Consider the following 16430-nt stretch of genomic DNA (forward strand, 5'->3'; position numbering starts at 1 on the left):
CGAGGCCGGCGCGGCACACAGCTTCGACGCACGGTTTTACCCAAGGCAGGAGTTAGGTGAGCACCATGTTGAACGGGTCCAGTGACTCGGGAGATTCCATCGCGCAGGCTGGACCGGACGAGAGCCCTGAACCGCCCTCACTCGGTCCGGACTTCCACGAACTGCCGGACCACGAACAGCGCAGGGTCCTGTTCGACCTGGTACGCGCCCACGTCGCCGCGGCGCTGCGGTCCGAGTCACCGCGCACGCTCGACGCGGAGAGCTCGTTTCTCGACCTGGGGCTGGACTCGCTCGCGGCGGTCAACCTGCACCGAGGTCTTGTCGCCGCCACCGGGCTCACCCTCGAAGTGTCGCTCGCCTTCGAGTATCCGACGCCCCGCCAGCTCGTGGACCACCTCCACCGGCTGATCTTCCCCGTGGCCACGGACGACGCCGCTCCCGCGCGTGCCGTCGTGGGCTCGGACGACCCCATCGCGATCGTCGGGATGAGCTGCCGTTTCCCCGGCGGCGTCAACAGCCCCGAGGACCTGTGGAAGGTCGTCTCCGAGGGCGTGGACGCCATCACGCCGTTCCCCACCGACCGCGGCTGGGACCTGGAGGCGCTCTACAGCCCGGACCCGGACCGCCCCGGCACCAGCTACGCGACCCACGGCGGGTTCATCCACGACGCGCCCGAGTTCGACGCGGAGTTCTTCGGCATATCGCCGCGTGAGGCGCTCGCCATGGACCCGCAGCAGCGGCTGCTCCTCGAGACCAGCTGGGAGGTCTTCGAGCGGGCCGGCATCGACGTGACCAAGCTGCGGGGGAGCCGCACCGCCGTCTTCACCGGCGCGGAGCACCACGACTACGGGCCCCACCTCCAGAGCACCAAGAGCGGCCTGGAGGGCTACGCGCTGACCGGCATCGCGGGCAGCGTCGCCTCCGGGCGCATCTCCTACACCTTCGGCTTCGAGGGCCCGGCGTGGACCGTGGACACCGCGTGCTCCTCGTCGCTGGTCTCCCTGCACCAGGGGGCGCACTCGCTGCGCCAGGGCGAATGCGATCTTGCGCTCGCCACCGGTGTCGCCACCATGCCGACCCCGGGTGACTTCATCCTCTTCAGCCGCCAGCGAGGGCTCTCCTCCAACGGCCGCTGCAAGGCGTTCGGCGCCGAGGCCGACGGCACGTCATGGGCCGAGGGCGTCGGCGTCCTCCTGCTGGAGCGGCTCTCGGACGCCCGGCGCAACGGCCACGAGGTCCTGGCGATCGTGCGTGGCTCCGCCGTCAACCAGGACGGTGCCAGCAACGGTCTGACGGCCCCCAACGGCCGCTCCCAGCAGCGCGTCATCCGGCAGGCGCTGGCCAACGCCGAGCTGACCGCGGACCAGATCGACGTGATCGAGGCGCACGGCACCGGAACCTCGCTCGGTGACCCCATCGAGGCGCAGGCGCTGATCGCCACCTACGGCCAGAGCCGCCCGGAGGGGCAGCCGGTATGGCTGGGCTCCCTCAAGTCGAACATCGGCCACACCCAGGCGGCGGCCGGTGTGGGTGCCGTCATCAAGATGGTGATGGCCATGCGCCACGGCATCCTGCCCAAGACGCTGCATGTGGAGGAACCGACCCCGCACGTGGACTGGTCGTCGGGCGGTGTGGCGCTGCTCGCCGAGCAGCGCGCCTGGCCGGAGACCGGGCGGCCGTTCCGGGCCGGTATCTCCTCGTTCGGCATGAGCGGCACCAACGCGCACGCCATCATCGAACAGGCCCCGCCGCAGGAGCCGGCCCCCACCACGGACGCCGACACCGACGCGGACACGGCCTCCCAGCCCGTGTCCTGGCTGGTGTCCGCCAGGAGCGAGGAGGCGCTGCGGGCGCAGGCCGCGCGGCTGCGCGAGCACGTGGTGCGCCACCCCGACGCGCGGCCGGTCGACGTCGGATGGTCCACTGCCGTGTCCCGCGCCGCGCTCGAACACCGTGGCGTGGTGGTGGCGTCCGACCGTGAGGGGCTGCTGCGCGGCCTCGCGGCGCTCGCCGAGGAGACCGACGCGCCGGGCCTGGTCCTTGGCAGGTCCACGGCCCAGCGGGTGGCGTTCCTGTTCACCGGCCAGGGCGCCCAGCGGCTGGGCATGGGCCGTGAACTCTATGAGACCTACCCGCTCTTCGCCGACGTGTTCGACGAAGCGTGCGACTACCTGGATGTGCGCCTCGGGACCTCCGTGCTCGACGTGGTCTTCGGCCCCGAGGACGACGCCGCCGCGACCGGTGACGACCTCAACCGGACGATGTTCACCCAGGCCGGTCTTTTCGCCTTCGAGGTGGCCCTGTTCCGCCTGCTGGAGTCCTGGGGCGTGCGCCCCGACTTCCTGATGGGGCACTCGGTGGGCGAGATCGCCGCGGCCCACGTCGCCGGGGTGCTGTCCCTGGAGGACGCGTGCGCCCTGGTGGCGGCCCGCGGACGGCTGATGCAGGAACTGCCCGAGGGCGGCGCCATGGTGGCCGTCCAGGCATCGGAGCAGGAAGTGGCCGAGAGCCTGAAGGGCCGCGAGGACCAGGTGTCGCTGGCCGCGCTCAACGGCCCCACCTCGGTGGTGCTCTCCGGCGACGAGGACGCGGTACTCGAACTCGCCGGCCACTGGGAGGCCAAGGGCCGCAAGACCAAGCGGCTGCGGGTCAGCCACGCGTTCCACTCCCCCCGGATGGACGCCATGCTGGAGGAGTTCGGCCAGATCGCCGCCTGCCTGGCGTACTCGTCCCCGGCCATCCCGGTCATCTCCAACGTCACCGGCGATGTCGCGGGCGCCGAACTGGCCACCCCGGAGTACTGGGTCCGCCATGTGCGGGAAGCGGTCCGCTTCGACGACGGCATGCGCCGCCTCGCCGACCAGGGCGTGACGACGTGCGTGGAGCTCGGCCCCGACGCCGTGCTGACCGCGATGGGCCAGGACTGCCTGGACGCCGTCGGCGCCGACGCGGCCTTCGTGCCCCTGGCCCGCTCCGGGCGCGCCGAGGCCCAGACGCTGGCGGAGGCGGTCGCCACCCTGTACGCGAACGGCGTCGGCGTGGACTGGGACGCGGTGTACTCCGGGCGCGGCGCACGCCGCGTCGCCCTGCCGACCTACGCCTTCCAGCACAAGCGGTACTGGCTCGAGGCGGGCGGCGCCGTGACCGGCGACGCCCGGAGCGTCGGCCTCGGCAGGGTCGACCACCCGCTGCTCGGCGGCCTCACCGAACTGGCCGAGGGCGACCGTACGGTGCTGACCGGACGCCTGTCGCTGCAGACCCACCCGTGGCTCGCCGACCATGCCGTGGCCGGCGGAGTGCTCTTCCCCGGCACCGGATTCGTGGAGCTCGGCCTGCTCGCGGGCACCGAGACCGGCGCGGGACGGCTCGGCGAACTCACCCTGGAGACCCCGCTCCTCCTGCCGGAGCAGGGCGGCGTCCGCGTCCAGCTCGTGGTCGGCCCCGCCGACGAGTCCGGCTCACGGCCGCTGGGCGTGTATTCGCGCTCCGACAGCGACGAGCCGGGGGAGGAGTGGGTGCGGCACGCCCAGGGCGTCCTCGACGCGGACAGCGGCGCAGCGGCCACCGACAGCCTGCTTCAGTGGCCCGTCCCGGGCGCCGAGCAGGTGCCGATGGAGGGCTTCTACGAGGGCCTGGCCCAGGCCGGCTACGGATACGGACCGGTCTTCCAGGGCCTGGAGTCGGTCTGGCGGCTGGACGGCGACGTCTACGCCGAGGTGGCGCTGCCGGACTCGGCCGCCCAGGAAGCCGGACGGTTCGGTCTGCACCCCGCCCTGCTCGACGCCGCTCTGCACGCCATGGAGATGGGCGACTTCGGCGGCGAGAGCGGACGCGTGACCCTGCCGTTCTCCTTCACCGGGGTGACCCTGCACGCCGTGGGCGCAGGACGGGTGCGGGTGCGGCTGCGCCCGCAGGGCAAGGACACGGTCGCGCTGCTGGTGACCGACGCCACGGGTGCGCTCGTCGCCTCGGTGGAGTCGCTGGTGGTGCGGGAGGTCGCGGCCGAGCGGTTCGCGTCCGGGCCGCGCTCCACCGGCGGCGACGGAACGCTCTTCCGGGCCCACTGGGATGTGCTCGCCGACGCCCGCGGCGGCGACCGGACCGCGGCCGGTGTGTCCACGGCCGTGGTCGGCGCCGACCGGGCGCGGGTGGGCGAACTGCTCACCGCCTCCGGTGTCGGGCACGCCGAGTACACCGGAGTGGACGCGCTCGTCACCGCCCTCGACGAGGGCGCCGCGGTGCCCGACGTGGTCTGGGCCTGGTGCGGCGCGGAGCCGGACGCCGACGATCTCGCCGACGCCACCCGGAAGGCCACCCACCGGGCGCTGGCCCTGGTGCAGTCCTGGCTCGCCGAGGACCGGTTCGACGGATCCCGGCTGGTCGTGGTGACCCGCGACGCGGTCGCCGCGGCACCCGGCGACGGCGTCGCCGGACTGTCCAACGCCGCCGTGTGGGGACTGATGCGCTCGGCGGCCACGGAGAACCCCGGCCGGCTCCTGCTGGTGGACCTCGACCGCCACGCCGAATCGGCCGCCGCGGCCGCCGGTGTGGTGACGACCGCGATGGCGGCGGGCGAGCACCAGGTGGCCGTCCGCACCGGCCAGGGGCTGGTCCCCCGGCTCGCCAGGAACGCCTCCGGGCGGGTGCTCGAAGCCCCCGCCGGCACCTCGGCGTGGAAGCTCGGCACCACGGGCGGCGGCACCCTGGACAACCTCTCGCTGCTGCCCGACCCCGCGGCCGAGGCGCCGCTGGCTCCCGGATATGTCCGCATCGCGGTGCGTGCCGCCGGTCTGAACTTCCGTGACGCGCTGATCGCCATCGGCATGTACCCCGAGGACGACGCCACCATGGGCGGCGAGGGCGCCGGTGTGGTCCTGGAGGTCGGCCCGGGCGTGACCGACCTGGCCCCCGGCGACCGGGTCATGGGCATGATCAACGCCTCGTTCGGGCCCATCGCGATCGCCGACCGGCGGCAGATCGTCCGCATGCCGAGCGGCTGGACGTTCGCGCAGGGCGCCTCCGTACCGGTGGTCTTCCTGACCGCCTACATCGGCCTGGTGGAACTCGGCAAGCTACAGGCGGGCGAGTCCATCCTGGTGCACACCGCCACCGGCGGTGTGGGCATGGCGGCCGTACAGCTCGCACGCCACCTCGGCGCCGAGGTGTACGCCACGGCCAGCCCCGGCAAGTGGGACACCCTGCGGGCGATGGGATTCGACGAGAAGCACATCGCCTCCTCCCGTGACCTGGACTTCGAGCCGCGCTTCATGGAGGCGACCGGCGGCCGGGGCATGGACGTGGTCCTTGACTCGCTCGCCCGCGAGTTCGTCGACGCCTCCCTGCGGCTGCTGCCCAGGGGCGGGCGGTTCCTGGAGATGGGCAAGATCGACGTACGCGACCCCGAGGTCGTCGCCCAGGACCACCCCGGAGTGAAGTACACGGCGTACGACCTGGTCGCGGCCGACTACGACTGGGTCCAGCGGATGCTGGTCGAGCTGGCCGAGCTCTTCGACAGCGGTGCGCTGCACCCCATCCCGGTGACGGCGTGGGACGTGCGGCGGGCCCCGGACGCGGTGCGGTACATCAGCCAGGCCCGGCACATCGGCAAGAACGTGTTCACCATGCCCCGGACCCTCGACCCCGAGGGCTCGGTACTGGTGACCGGCGGCACCGGCGGCCTGGGCCGCGAGGTGGCACGCCATCTGGTGGCCGAGCGCGGGGTGCGCAACCTGGTGCTTGTCTCCCGGCGCGGGCCGGACGCGGAGGGCGCCGCCGACCTCGCGGCCGAACTGACCGAGGCGGGCGCGTCGGTGACACTGGCGGCCTGTGACGTGGCCGACCGTGCCTCGCTGGAGCGGGTGCTGTCCGGCATACCCGCCGACCACCCGCTGACCGCGGTCGTGCACGCGGCGGGCGTACTCGACGACGGTGTCATCGACACCCTGTCGCCGAAGCGGATCGACGCGGTCTTCGAGCCGAAGGTCGACGCGGCGTGGAACCTGCACGAGCTGACCCGGGAGACGGACCTGGCGGAGTTCGTGATGTTCTCCTCCGTCGCCGGCGTGTTCGGCAGCCCGGGACAGGGCAACTACGCCGCCGCCAACTCGTTCCTGGACGCGCTCGCCGCACACCGGCGCGGCCTCGGCCTCCCGGCGGTCTCACTGGCCTGGGGCCCGTGGGAGCAGGCCGGCGGCATGACCGGCACCCTCAGCCAGGCGGACATGGTGCGCATGGCGCGCGAGGGCATGGCGGCCCTGTCCATCGCGGGCGGTCTGCGTCTGCTGGACGCCGGCGCCCTGAGCGAGGACGCCCTGCTCGTACCGATGCGGCTGGAGACCTCCGCGCTCAGCGGCCAGACCGACATCCCCACTCTGCTGCGAGGTGTGGTCCGGGCGCGGAGCAAGGCGGCGGCCGGCGGGAAGGCGACCGCTCCCGAATCGGCCAAGGTCCGGCTGGCCGGTCTGGCCGGGGCCGAACTCGAGCGGGCGCTGCTCGACCTGGTGCGCGGCAGCGCGGCGATGGTCCTTGGGCACAGCGGCGCCCAGTCCATCGAGCCCGACCGCTCCTTCCAGAACCTCGGCTTCGACTCCCTGGCGGGCGTGGAGTTCCGCAACCGGCTGAACTCGGCCACCGGGCTCCGCCTCCCCTCCACGCTGATCTTCGACAACCCCACGCCCGCGGTGCTCGCCGAGTATCTGCGCGGCCGGGTGGCGACGGACGGCCCGGCCGAGCCGGACGTCGATCCGGACGAGGCCAGGGTCCGTGCCCTCTTGGCGTCGATCCCGCTGGAGCGGCTGCGCCGCGCGGGTCTGCTCGACACGCTCACCGAGCTGGCGAGCGGCAAGGACCAGGCCGAGAAGGAGACCGAGGAGAAGGAGACGGATTCCATCGACGCGATGGACGACGACGACCTGATCGACATGATGCTCGGCGACCTCGACACCTGATGACCCGCGAGTCCCCCCGGAGACCTCCGGGGGGACTCGCGGTCCCGGCCCACGGCTCGCGGAGCCTCGCCGTCGTGGGTGGCTCCCACCCCAAGAGACTTCACGAAGAAGAAAGGCTCAGTGAAACCCGATGACCGCAAAGGTCTTTGCGACGGAAGCGGTGCATTCGCTTCCCGAGTTCGAACAGAGGGCCCTGACCATCGCCGAAGCGCTCCGCGAGCGCGGGGTCGGCGAAGGCACCCGGGTCATGCTGAAGGCCGGCAACTCCGCCGGCTTCGTCGGAGTCCTCCTCGCCCTGATGCACACCGGCGCGTCGATCGTCATGGTCGACCACCAGGAGCGGGCGGAGGCCACCCAGCGCATCTGCGACCTGGCCGGAGTCAAGATCTGCGTGGTCGACGACGACACGCCGATGCCCGCGAACAGCCCGGCCCAGGTCACCGTCTACGAGCTGCTCACGGCGTCCATGGAGCAGACCGCCGCCGAGCCGCGGCTGTCCCTCGACACCTGGTGCGAGCTGCCCGACGGCCTGATCATGTGGTCCTCCGGCTCCACCGGGGAGCCCAAGGGCATCGTCAAGACCGGGGCGAAGTTCCTGAAGAACCTGGAGCGCAACGCCCAGCAGGTGGGCCATCGCCCCGATGACGTCCTGCTGCCGCTGCTGCCCTTCTCCCACCAGTACGGGCTGTCCATGGTGCTCATAGCCTGGCTGGTCAAGTGCTCGCTGGTCATCGCGCCCTACCGGCGGCTCGACCGGGCGATGACCATGGCGGGCACCTGCGGGGCCACGGTGGTCGACGCCACCCCGGCCAGCTACCGCAGCATGCTCAACATGATCGGCCGCAAGCCCGCCCTGGCGGACACGCTGTCCGGTGTCCGGATGTTCTGCAGCGGGGCGGCTCCGCTGGACCCCGGCCTGGTCGCCGACTACGTCGAGCGGTTCGGACTGCCCCTGCTGGACAGCTACGGCAGCACCGAGGCCGGGAACGTGGCCTTCGCGACCGAGGACAACGCGGTCGCCTGCGGGCGGGCCGTCGAGGGCCTGAACCTGCGGATCGTCGACGACGAGGGCGCCGTCCTCACCTCCGGCGAGGTCGGGGAGATCCAGATCCACTCGCCCGACCTGATGGAGGGCTACCTGGCGGAGGACGGCACGGTCACCCCCATCGACCCCGCAAGGAGCGACTGGTACCCCACCGGCGACTTCGGCTATCTGGACGGCGGGGACAACCTCTTCGTCCTCGGCAGGAAGGCCGCGGCGCACCGCAACGGCCACACGCTCTATCCCGAGATCATCGAGCACAAGCTGGCCGCGGCCGGCTGCCTGGTCAAGGTCGTCCCGATCCCCGACGAACAGCGCGGCTGCCAGCTCTTCTTCTTCGTGGAGGACGAGCAGCAGCGCGAGCCGCGGCACTGGCGAGAGCCGATCACCTCCCTGCTGCCCGACATCGAGCACCCCAACCGCATTCACGTCCTGGAGCGATTCCCCCTGAACCGCAACGGCAAGCCCGACAAACGACAGCTTGAGCAGCTCGCTCTCGACCTGGCACCGCGAGCGAAGGCATGACGGAGCAGCAGATCACCGGGCCGCAGGCCACAGAGGAGCGGACATCCGATCCGGAGACCAGCCGTACGGCGATGGTCTTCCCCGGGATGGGGCCCTTCCGCTTCACCGATGTGGGCGAGTTCCTGCTGACCAACCCCCATGCGCGGCGTCGGCTCGCGATCGCCGACGAGGTGGTGGGGTACTCCGTGTTCGACCGGTACCGTCAGTCGGACGCCGACGAGGAGGAGCAGTACAGCGCGCACACCCAGATCGCCTTCCTGACGGTCTGTCTCTCCCTCGCCGACTGGGCGGAGGAGACGCTGGGAGTGCGGCCCGAGCTGTGCGCGGGACCGAGCTTCGGCCAGCGGGCCGCGGTGACCTACGCGGGGTCCCTGCCGTTCGAGGAGACCGTGCGGCTCACCGCCGAGCTGGCGCGCTGCGAGGAGGAGTACTTCCGCCAGGAGCACCGTGAGGCGGTCACGCACTGCGTGATCCACACCCCCGAGGAGCGGCTTCAGGAGGCGCTGGCCGAACTGGACGCCGAGGGGGAGTGGCACGACGTCTCCGGCTACATCGACCGGGGCTTCTACCTCGTATCCCTGCGCGAGCCCGTGCTCGACCGGTTCAAGAAGCGGATCGGCGAGCTCGGGGGATACAACATGTACACCATGTGGCCGCCCGTGCACGCCCCGGCATTCGGCGACCTGCGCCGCAAGGCGGAGGAGGAGGTCCTCGGCACCTTCGAGGTGGCCGACCCCAAGCTGCCGGTCGTCGCCGACCAGAACGGTGAGCTGCTGACCGACGCGGACGGTGTGCGCACCATGCTGCTCGACACCTTCGACCGCCCGATCCGCTGGCCGGACATGGTGGAAACGATGCAAGCGCAAGGCATCACCAAGGTCTGCATCGCGGGTCCGGACAACCTCTTCGGCCGGGTGAACCGTACGGTGGACAACTTCGAGGTAGTGGCCATCGACGCCCGCAAGGCGATGCGCCCACGGGTCCGGCAGAGGAGCGCCCGCCGGGTGAGGCGGTGATGGTGGGCGCTGCCCCCGGGCAGCGCCCACCATGTCATTGACTGATCGATCCCAAAAGGGTGAGCGTGCCGGTACGGCACGGAGGAAGGAATTCGATCCGGAGGCCGCGCCGGACGTCGCGATGCGGCTGTTCTGGCGCAATGGCTACGAGGGGACCTCCACCGGCGACCTGGTGGACGAACTGGACATCGCGCGGGCAAGCCCGTACGGGACTTACGGGTCCGAGCGCGGCCTGTATCCGGCCGCGCTCGACCGCTTCCTCTCCGGCGCCGCGGGGCCGAGCACGCCCGACATACCGGCGACGCGGACATCGGCCCTGGACGCCGTCCGGGATCTCCTGGGAATCAGCGCGGCGGCCCCGAAACCGGACACGCCCAGGGCTGTTTCGCGGTCGACGCCCCGGGGAGCATGGCGATTCGGCCCCGAAGATCGCGCGGCGGATCGAGGGCAACCGAAGCCGCCTCGAGACCGCGCTCCACAGCGCGCTGCTGAGGCCCACGCGGAGGGCGAGCAGGCCCTCGGCGTGGATCCGAGGTCCGCGGCCACCATGCCGGCCTCGCTCAACAGCGGTCTGAAGGTGCTGTCGTGCGCGGGCGCGGACCAGCGCGACCGCTTCACCGCCTCCGTCAACGCCGTCATGGCGATGCTGACCCCGCGGGCGGCCGTCGGCACCGACTGACGGCTGCGATCCACGGCCGCGCGAGCGCGGAAGACACCTGTGGTTGCCAGTGGCTCATGCCAGCGTTCATTCGAGACTACTCAGCCCCGAACCTCTGAGATCGATCATGGGGAAGCAATGATTTCCGACCATCCTGGAGCACCTGTCCGCACCAGCCGCGTCGCCGTAACGGGACCAAGCTGCATTACCGAACGGCCGGCTCCGGCCCGGTGGTAATACTGCTGCACGGCGTGCCCAAGACCGGCTGTCACTGGCGGCACCTGGTCCCGAAGCTGACGGCACGGCACCCCGTCGTCGTACCGGACCTCCGTGGTCTGGGCGACTCCGCCCACCCCGCGGACGGCTTCGACTGCGCCACGATGAGCGACGACATCCGCGCTGATGGCCCACCTGGTCAGGGCCCTCCTGGCCCGGGGAACAGCGAGCGGTAGAAGGGCGTCGTGCGGAAGCCCTCCCCATGGTGCGTCGAGGTCCAGCTCAGCGGCACCGCCGGAGCACCGGACCGGTGCAACTCGCCGGTGAGCGCGTAGTCGGGGTGTACGCCGTCGTCGCTCAGCGTCGTGGTGAAGTCGAACTCGAAGCGGTCTCCCGGCCGCACCGACAGCCCCTCCTCCGACAGCGGGGCGTACACCGGGGTCCAACTGCTCGGCTGGACCAGCGAGTCGATCGGCTCATCGTCCTCGGCCACCCACAGGCGCACCCCGAGGGCGAGCCCGGAGAAGCGGCCCGGCCGGGTGATCGCCAGTTCGGCGGCGTCCGCGCCTTCCGGCTGCAGCTCGCCGTTGAACTCCAGCGGCTCCACCTCTACGGGGCCGGACAGATACGACCGCTCCCGTACCTTCGGGTTGTCCTGCAGCCCCTCGATGACCACCCGCAGATCGAAGGCGCGGCCCACCGAGGCGAACACCTCCTCCACATAAGGGAAGGTTATGGGCGGAAAACCAGGCGGCCTGCCGAGGTTCGCGCTGTCCAGGTCCAGGGCGACGGCGGTGGTGGCGCTGCGGTGCGGGATGAAGACCCCGCCGGGCTTCACCAGCCGCTCCCGTGCGTCCCGCAGCACGGACCCCGCACCCTCGGAGCCGCCGAGCGTGCCGATGATCTCCGAGACGCACATCTCGACGGGCTCGGGCAGCTCGATCTCCGTGGACAGCCCCTCGATCACCGTGATCCGGTCGGCGAAACCGGCCTGCTCGATCTTCGTCCGGGCGATCCGCGCCGACCGGGGGATGACTTCCACGGCCCACACATGCCGCGCTCCGGCGCGGGCGGCGGCCAGTGCCCACACCGCGTCCTGCCCTGTGCCGATATCGAGCACGGTCCGGCCGGGGGCGTAGCGGCGGACGGCCTCGGCGTACCGGCTCATCCGGCGCCCATCGTTGATCATCGTCTCATACGCGGCCTCGTCGTACACCGGGTACTCACCGATCGAGGCGAACAGCCACACCGGGTTCGACTCCAGATCGCACGCCCGCACCGGCACCTTGCGCCCCGGCGCGGCCAACTCCGCGACGAAAGAATGATGCATTTTCAACCTCTCCCTGAGTGAACTTCCGGATCAGCATGCCAGGCCGGAGACCCGGAATTCCCTAGGAATGGAATGCGCCATGAACAAATAAAGTCCAAATATTGTCCAGTTTAAGGGTTGTCCCGCAAGTGACCTTCGCAGTACAGGCATGAGCTGTTGCCCGTCCTGGCGATTACACGTTTCGGTTGATGGCTGATTCCTCATGCTGGCTGTCAAGCTGCGAGAGTGAGCGTTTTCCAACCCCACGCTGATGCGTGGTGAAGGACGAGGACTGCCTTCACGACGTCGGTGATTTGGTTGGTGCTGCAGTGGAGCCTTCCGTAGGAGGCGCCAGCCCTTGAGGGTGGCCATGGCCCGCTCGCCAAGGCGGCGGATCTTGGCGTGGGTGGTGGTGTGGCGGCGCTTCCATCTCCTGAGGCGGCAACGACCTCGAAACGGTACTCGGACGGGTTCACCGGCCCGCTGGTACGCCTTGTCCGCCCAGCATTTGAGCCCCGCATCGGCGAGGGCTTCGATGATCCCGTGCTGTCGCGCGGCGGTCAGGTCGTGAGTCCAACCGGGCAGAGCCGGCGAGGCCCAGAGCAGCCGTCCGAGCGGATCCGCGAGGACCTGGACGTTCATGCCGTGGCGCTAATGCTTCCCGGAGTAGTACGGGGTGTCGGCGGCGATGCGGTCGATGGGCAGCAAGGTGCCGTTGAGGATGACGAACGCCTTCGCCCGGATCGTCCCCATCGCCTCGCACAGGGGCGGGGCAAGGGCGGACAGGGCGTCGACGGCTTCACGTATGTAGCGGTAGACGGTCGCGATCCCGAATCCGGCGGCGAGTTGGGCGGAGGTGTCACCGCACCGTAGATGAGTCAGGGAGCAGGGCCTGACGTGCGGCGGAAAGGCGCCGCCATCGCCTCCCGATCTCCTGCCGCCTGGCTGTCAGCTGTCCGGTCAGAAACCGCAGGGTGCGGCTGGCCAGATCAATCGAGGACGGGTGGACAAGCACGCGACGCTCCTGGCGGACACGGGTGATCTTTGTCGAGATCCCGTCTACCAGGGGCTTCGTCGTCGAGCAGGACCGTCCAACTCGCGGGCAGCACCGCTACCTTGGAAAAGGCTCAATAACGACGCGTCAACAGCCATCCCCTGCAGGGGGACTGCGCTCCGCCTCTCTGATCCCCTTCATCTCTCGTGCAGCACCGCGTTCAGCTACTCAACTACCGCAAGCAGCCTCCCGCGTTCGTGGCACACCTTTTTCAGGATCTCGATGGTCTGCTCCTGTTCGCGGTTCTCATTGCGCAGCCGCCGCACTTCCTCCCGTTCGGCACTGGTCAGCTCGCCGCTCGGGCTCTCGCCCCGGTTCGCCTTGGCCTGGCGATACCAGCCGCGCAGCGACCCGGAGCTGATCCCGAGTCCCCGGGCGACCGCAGTGACCGCCTTCCCCGTGAAGTCGACGAGCGCGATGCGTCCCGCTTGAATTCCTCGGTCTACCGCTTCGTGTACTTGATTCCCACCTGGTGCCACTTACCTGTGCGGGTGCGGGTGCGGGTGCGGGTGCGGGTGCGGGTGCGGGCAGGTGGGCCGTGGCGGTGGTCCGGGCTGGTCGGTGCTGGGGGCGGTCATGACCAGCAATTCCCTAGAGTCCACTGTCCTCGCTGGTCTGCGCCCCGCATGCCGTGCTGGGCTATGGGTCGCACACCCACCACAGGGAGAAGCCATGTGTGATGCGCGAGGTCCGGGTCTGCTACCACGGGGCAGGGCCGGTCGGCCCGCAGCGGGCCCCGGCGTGACGAGGGGATAGGCCCGACATGCTCCTCACCACCCCCCACGGGAACGGCCCGTCGAGCTCTCGAATCACCATGCTCGGCCCCGACTTTCCCTTCCCCTACGACGACTGGCTGAGCCACCCGGCGGGCCTGGGCCGTGTCCCGGCCGACGCTGTGGGAACCGAGGTCGCGATCGTCGGCGGCGGGATGGCCGGTCTGGTCGCCGCGTACGAACTGATGCGGATGGGACTGCGTCCGGTTCTCCACGAGGCGGGACGCCTGGGCGGCCGGATGCGCTCTGCCGGCTTCGACGGATTTCCGGACGAGGTGGCCGAGCTGGGGGCCATGCGGTTCCCACTCTCGGCCGCCTCGCTGTTCCACTACGTCCGCACGCTGGGCCTGCGCACCACCCCGTTCGCCAACCCGCTCAGCCCCTCCACCCCCATGACGGTGTTGGACATCGGCGGCGTCAGCCACTGGGCCCGGACCGAGGCGGATCTGCCGCCCGTCTACCGGGAGGTCGCTGACGCCTGGGACAAGACGCTGCGCGAGCAGGCCGACGTATGGGTCATGCAGGAGGCGATCCGCACCCGGGACACGGCCACGGTCAAGGCGGTGTGGAACCGCCTCGTGCCGCTCCTCGACGACCAGTCCTTCTACGGCTTCCTCAGCTCCACGCCCGCCTTCGCCTCCTTCCGGCTCCGTGAGCTCTTCGGGCAGGTCGGCTTCGGCACCGGCGGCTGGGACACCGACTTCCCCAACTCGATGCTGGAGATCCTCCGCGTCGTCTACACCGAGGCCGACGTCGACCAGCAGACCATCGAGGGCGGCTGCGAACAGGTACCGCTGGGCCTGTGGCGGCACGCTCCCGAGGGCCTCGCGCACTGGCCGGCCGGTACGTCGCTCGCCACACTCCACGAGAACCGGCCCCGGCCCGCCGTCACCGCGCTGCGCCGTGCGGGGGAACGCATCGAGGTCACCGACGCCGACGGCCGGACGCGCGGCTACCGGGCGGTGGTCTTCACCGGGCAGCACCGGCTGCTGAACAGCCGGGTCGCCTGCGACGACGCGCTGCTGCCCGGGCCGGTCCGGTCGGCGATAGAGCGCACCCACTACATGGGCTCCTCCAAACTGTTCGCGCTCACCGACCGGCCGTTCTGGCAGGACGTCGACGCCGCTACCGGGCGGGACGTGATGGGCATGACGCTCACCGACAGGCTGCCGCGTTCGGTGTATCTCTTCGGCCGGGGGCCCGACCGACCCGGAGTGATGTGTCTGTCCTACACCTGGAACGACGACTCGCAGCGGGTCGCCGCGTTGTCCGCCGAGGAGCGGTTGGACGTCATCCTGCGCTCGCTCGGCGAAATCTATCCGGGCGTGGACATCCGGTCTCACATCATCGCGCCGCCGGTGGCCGTCACCTGGGAGAACGAACCCTGGTTCACCGGAGCCTTCAAGGCCAACCTGCCGGGCCACTACCGCTACCAGCGCCGCCTGTTCACCCACTTCATGCAGGATGAGCTGCCTGCGCACCAGCGGGGATTCTTCCTGGCCGGCGACGACATCTCCTGGACCGGCGGCTTCGCGGAGGGCGCGGTCACCACGGCGTTGAACGCCGTGTGGGGCGTCGTACGTCATCTCGGCGGCGGCAGCCACCCGGCCAACCCCGGGCCGGGGGATGTGTTCGACGAGCTCGCGCCGCTGGAACTGGACGAGCTCTGACCCGAGGGCACCACGAAGAACACGAAGAAGCGGCCCCGTGTGCACCGGCACACGGGGCCGCTTCTTCGGTGTTGTCCAGCGGCCCGCGGCCGGTTACGCGGCGCTGAACAGAGCCTTGTGCAGGGGTGTCTGACGGTACGTAGATCCGCCGTAGAGCGACTCGGCCGTGACCGGGATGCGCCGTCCGTCGGCGTGCCGTACCGTTCCGGCGAACCGGTAGTCCGGGTGGACTCCGTCGGCACTCGGCTCGCACGACACCTGCAACTCGATGACGTCGCCCGGGTCGAGGGACACCTGCTCGTCGGCCAGCAGCGGTACGTACACCGGAAGCCAGTTGGTCCGGGTCGACAGCGTGTCGAGGCGCTTGCCACCGGGCCGGCCCTGCAGGTCCAGCCAGAGCAGCAGCCCGTCGACCTTGCCCGGCCGGGTTGCGGTCAGCCGCAGTTCGCCGCTCTGCCGTGACTCCCCCGTCGTTGAACCGCAGATCCTCGACGTCTCCGGTGGTCGAGCGGATCGCGTCGTACCCGATCCCGCCGACGCACATCCGCAGGTCGAAGAAGCCGTCGGCCGCACGGAAGACCGAATCCACGTACGGCACCACGCTCTCCGACACGCCGGGGCCTTCGGGCATCAGGTCGGCGAGGCAGACCGTCGCGGCCAGCGTACGGACCCGATGCGGCACCACCTGGGCGTCCGGCGACAGAAGCCGGCTCCGGGCATCCTCGATCACGCGGGCCATGCCTTCGGAGCCGCCGATGCAGCCCACCACCTCGGCGATGCACAGTTCCGCCCGCTCCGCGAGCGTCACCTCGGTCGACAGGCCCGCCACGACGCTGATCCGGTCCGGCGCCCGGTCCCGGGCCAGTTTCTCCGCTCGGCGGGCGCTGTCGTCCAGGCTCTCGATGGCGACGACGCGGTCCGCACCGGCGTCCGCGGCACACAGCGACCAGAACAGATCGGGCCCGCAGCCGATCTCCAGCACCGTGGCGCCGGGCGCCTGCCGGACGATGGCCTCCCGGAACACCTCGTTGCGGGGTTCGTCGGCGAGCATGGCCTGATAGACGAAGGCATCGTATATCGGGTACTCGCCGATTGACGGGAATAAGTGGGGCCGTTCCGGGTCCAGCGCCGGTCCGGTGACTTTCACCCGTGCTTTTCGGCCACCGGCCGTCAGAGTTCCCCATTCCCTGCCCATGCGATGCCTTTCCTCGGCCGTATTC

9 protein-coding genes and 2 pseudogenes are annotated in these 16430 nt (G+C 70.6%); 7 read left to right on the plus strand and 4 right to left on the minus strand.

Features of this window, described 5'->3' with window-relative positions:
* Positions 1-56: 56 nt before the first annotated feature.
* The 5 genes and pseudogenes from ACRAKF_RS31455 to ACRAKF_RS31475 form a co-directional block, all read left to right on the plus strand.
* Positions 57-6947, plus strand: coding sequence for an SDR family NAD(P)-dependent oxidoreductase (locus tag ACRAKF_RS31455; RefSeq protein WP_447041072.1), 6891 nt, complete (start codon positions 57-59; stop codon positions 6945-6947).
* 130 nt (positions 6948-7077) lie between these two features.
* Positions 7078-8514, plus strand: a complete 1437-nt coding sequence (locus ACRAKF_RS31460; protein ID WP_447041073.1) for a class I adenylate-forming enzyme family protein — start codon at positions 7078-7080, stop codon at positions 8512-8514.
* The gene (locus ACRAKF_RS31465) at positions 8511-9530 is read left to right on the plus strand and encodes an ACP S-malonyltransferase (RefSeq protein ID WP_447041074.1); all 1020 of its coding nucleotides are present in this window, start codon (positions 8511-8513) and stop codon (positions 9528-9530) included. Before ACRAKF_RS31460 ends, ACRAKF_RS31465 begins: the two co-directional genes overlap by 4 nt.
* Positions 9531-9567: 37 nt before the next feature.
* Complete coding sequence (locus ACRAKF_RS31470; RefSeq protein ID WP_447041075.1) at positions 9568-10209, plus strand: TetR/AcrR family transcriptional regulator; 642 nt, start codon at positions 9568-9570, stop codon at positions 10207-10209.
* A gap of 117 nt (positions 10210-10326) precedes the next feature.
* Positions 10327-10583 (plus strand): annotated as a pseudogene (locus tag ACRAKF_RS31475) (alpha/beta fold hydrolase); the annotation flags it as partial.
* A gap of 20 nt (positions 10584-10603) precedes the next feature.
* Here ACRAKF_RS31475 and ACRAKF_RS31480 read toward each other — a convergent pair.
* The 3 genes and pseudogenes from ACRAKF_RS31480 to ACRAKF_RS31490 form a co-directional block, all read right to left on the minus strand.
* A complete protein-coding gene (locus tag ACRAKF_RS31480) occupies positions 10604-11734 on the minus strand; it encodes a 50S ribosomal protein L11 methyltransferase (RefSeq protein ID WP_447041076.1) in 1131 nt (376 codons plus the stop codon).
* A gap of 212 nt (positions 11735-11946) precedes the next feature.
* Positions 11947-12728, minus strand: a pseudogene (locus tag ACRAKF_RS31485) (transposase family protein).
* Positions 12729-12931: 203 nt separating this feature from the next.
* Positions 12932-13246: a transposase gene (locus ACRAKF_RS31490; protein ID WP_447041078.1), complete on the minus strand. Its 315-nt coding sequence runs from the start codon at positions 13244-13246 to the stop codon at positions 12932-12934.
* Between the two features lie 284 nt (positions 13247-13530).
* Here ACRAKF_RS31490 and ACRAKF_RS31495 point away from each other — a divergent pair, with 284 nt between their 5' ends.
* A complete protein-coding gene (locus ACRAKF_RS31495; protein WP_447041080.1) occupies positions 13531-15210 on the plus strand; it encodes a flavin monoamine oxidase family protein in 1680 nt (559 codons plus the stop codon).
* 93 nt (positions 15211-15303) lie between these two features.
* Here ACRAKF_RS31495 and ACRAKF_RS31500 read toward each other — a convergent pair whose 3' ends face one another.
* A complete protein-coding gene (locus ACRAKF_RS31500; protein ID WP_447041082.1) occupies positions 15304-15783 on the minus strand; it encodes a hypothetical protein in 480 nt (159 codons plus the stop codon).
* A gap of 182 nt (positions 15784-15965) precedes the next feature.
* Between ACRAKF_RS31500 and ACRAKF_RS31505 the strand changes: the two genes are divergently transcribed.
* Positions 15966-16268, plus strand: coding sequence for a hypothetical protein (locus ACRAKF_RS31505; RefSeq protein ID WP_447041084.1), 303 nt, complete (start codon positions 15966-15968; stop codon positions 16266-16268).
* Positions 16269-16430 lie beyond the last annotated feature (162 nt).

This window comes from Streptomyces sp. DSM 118878, assembly GCF_052936595.1.

Bases quoted from the DNA above. Each gene is read 5' to 3' on its own strand.
- ACRAKF_RS31460 (WP_447041073.1), top strand. From the start codon at position 7,078: ATGACCGCAAAGGTCTTTGCGACGGAAGCGGTGCATTCGCTTCCCGAG.
- ACRAKF_RS31465 (WP_447041074.1), top strand. From the start codon at position 8,511: ATGACGGAGCAGCAGATCACCGGGCCGCAGGCCACAGAGGAGCGGACA.
- ACRAKF_RS31480 (WP_447041076.1), bottom strand. From the start codon at position 11,734: ATGCATCATTCTTTCGTCGCGGAGTTGGCCGCGCCGGGGCGCAAGGTG.
- ACRAKF_RS31495 (WP_447041080.1), top strand. From the start codon at position 13,531: ATGCTCCTCACCACCCCCCACGGGAACGGCCCGTCGAGCTCTCGAATC.
- ACRAKF_RS31505 (WP_447041084.1), top strand. From the start codon at position 15,966: ATGCAGCCCACCACCTCGGCGATGCACAGTTCCGCCCGCTCCGCGAGC.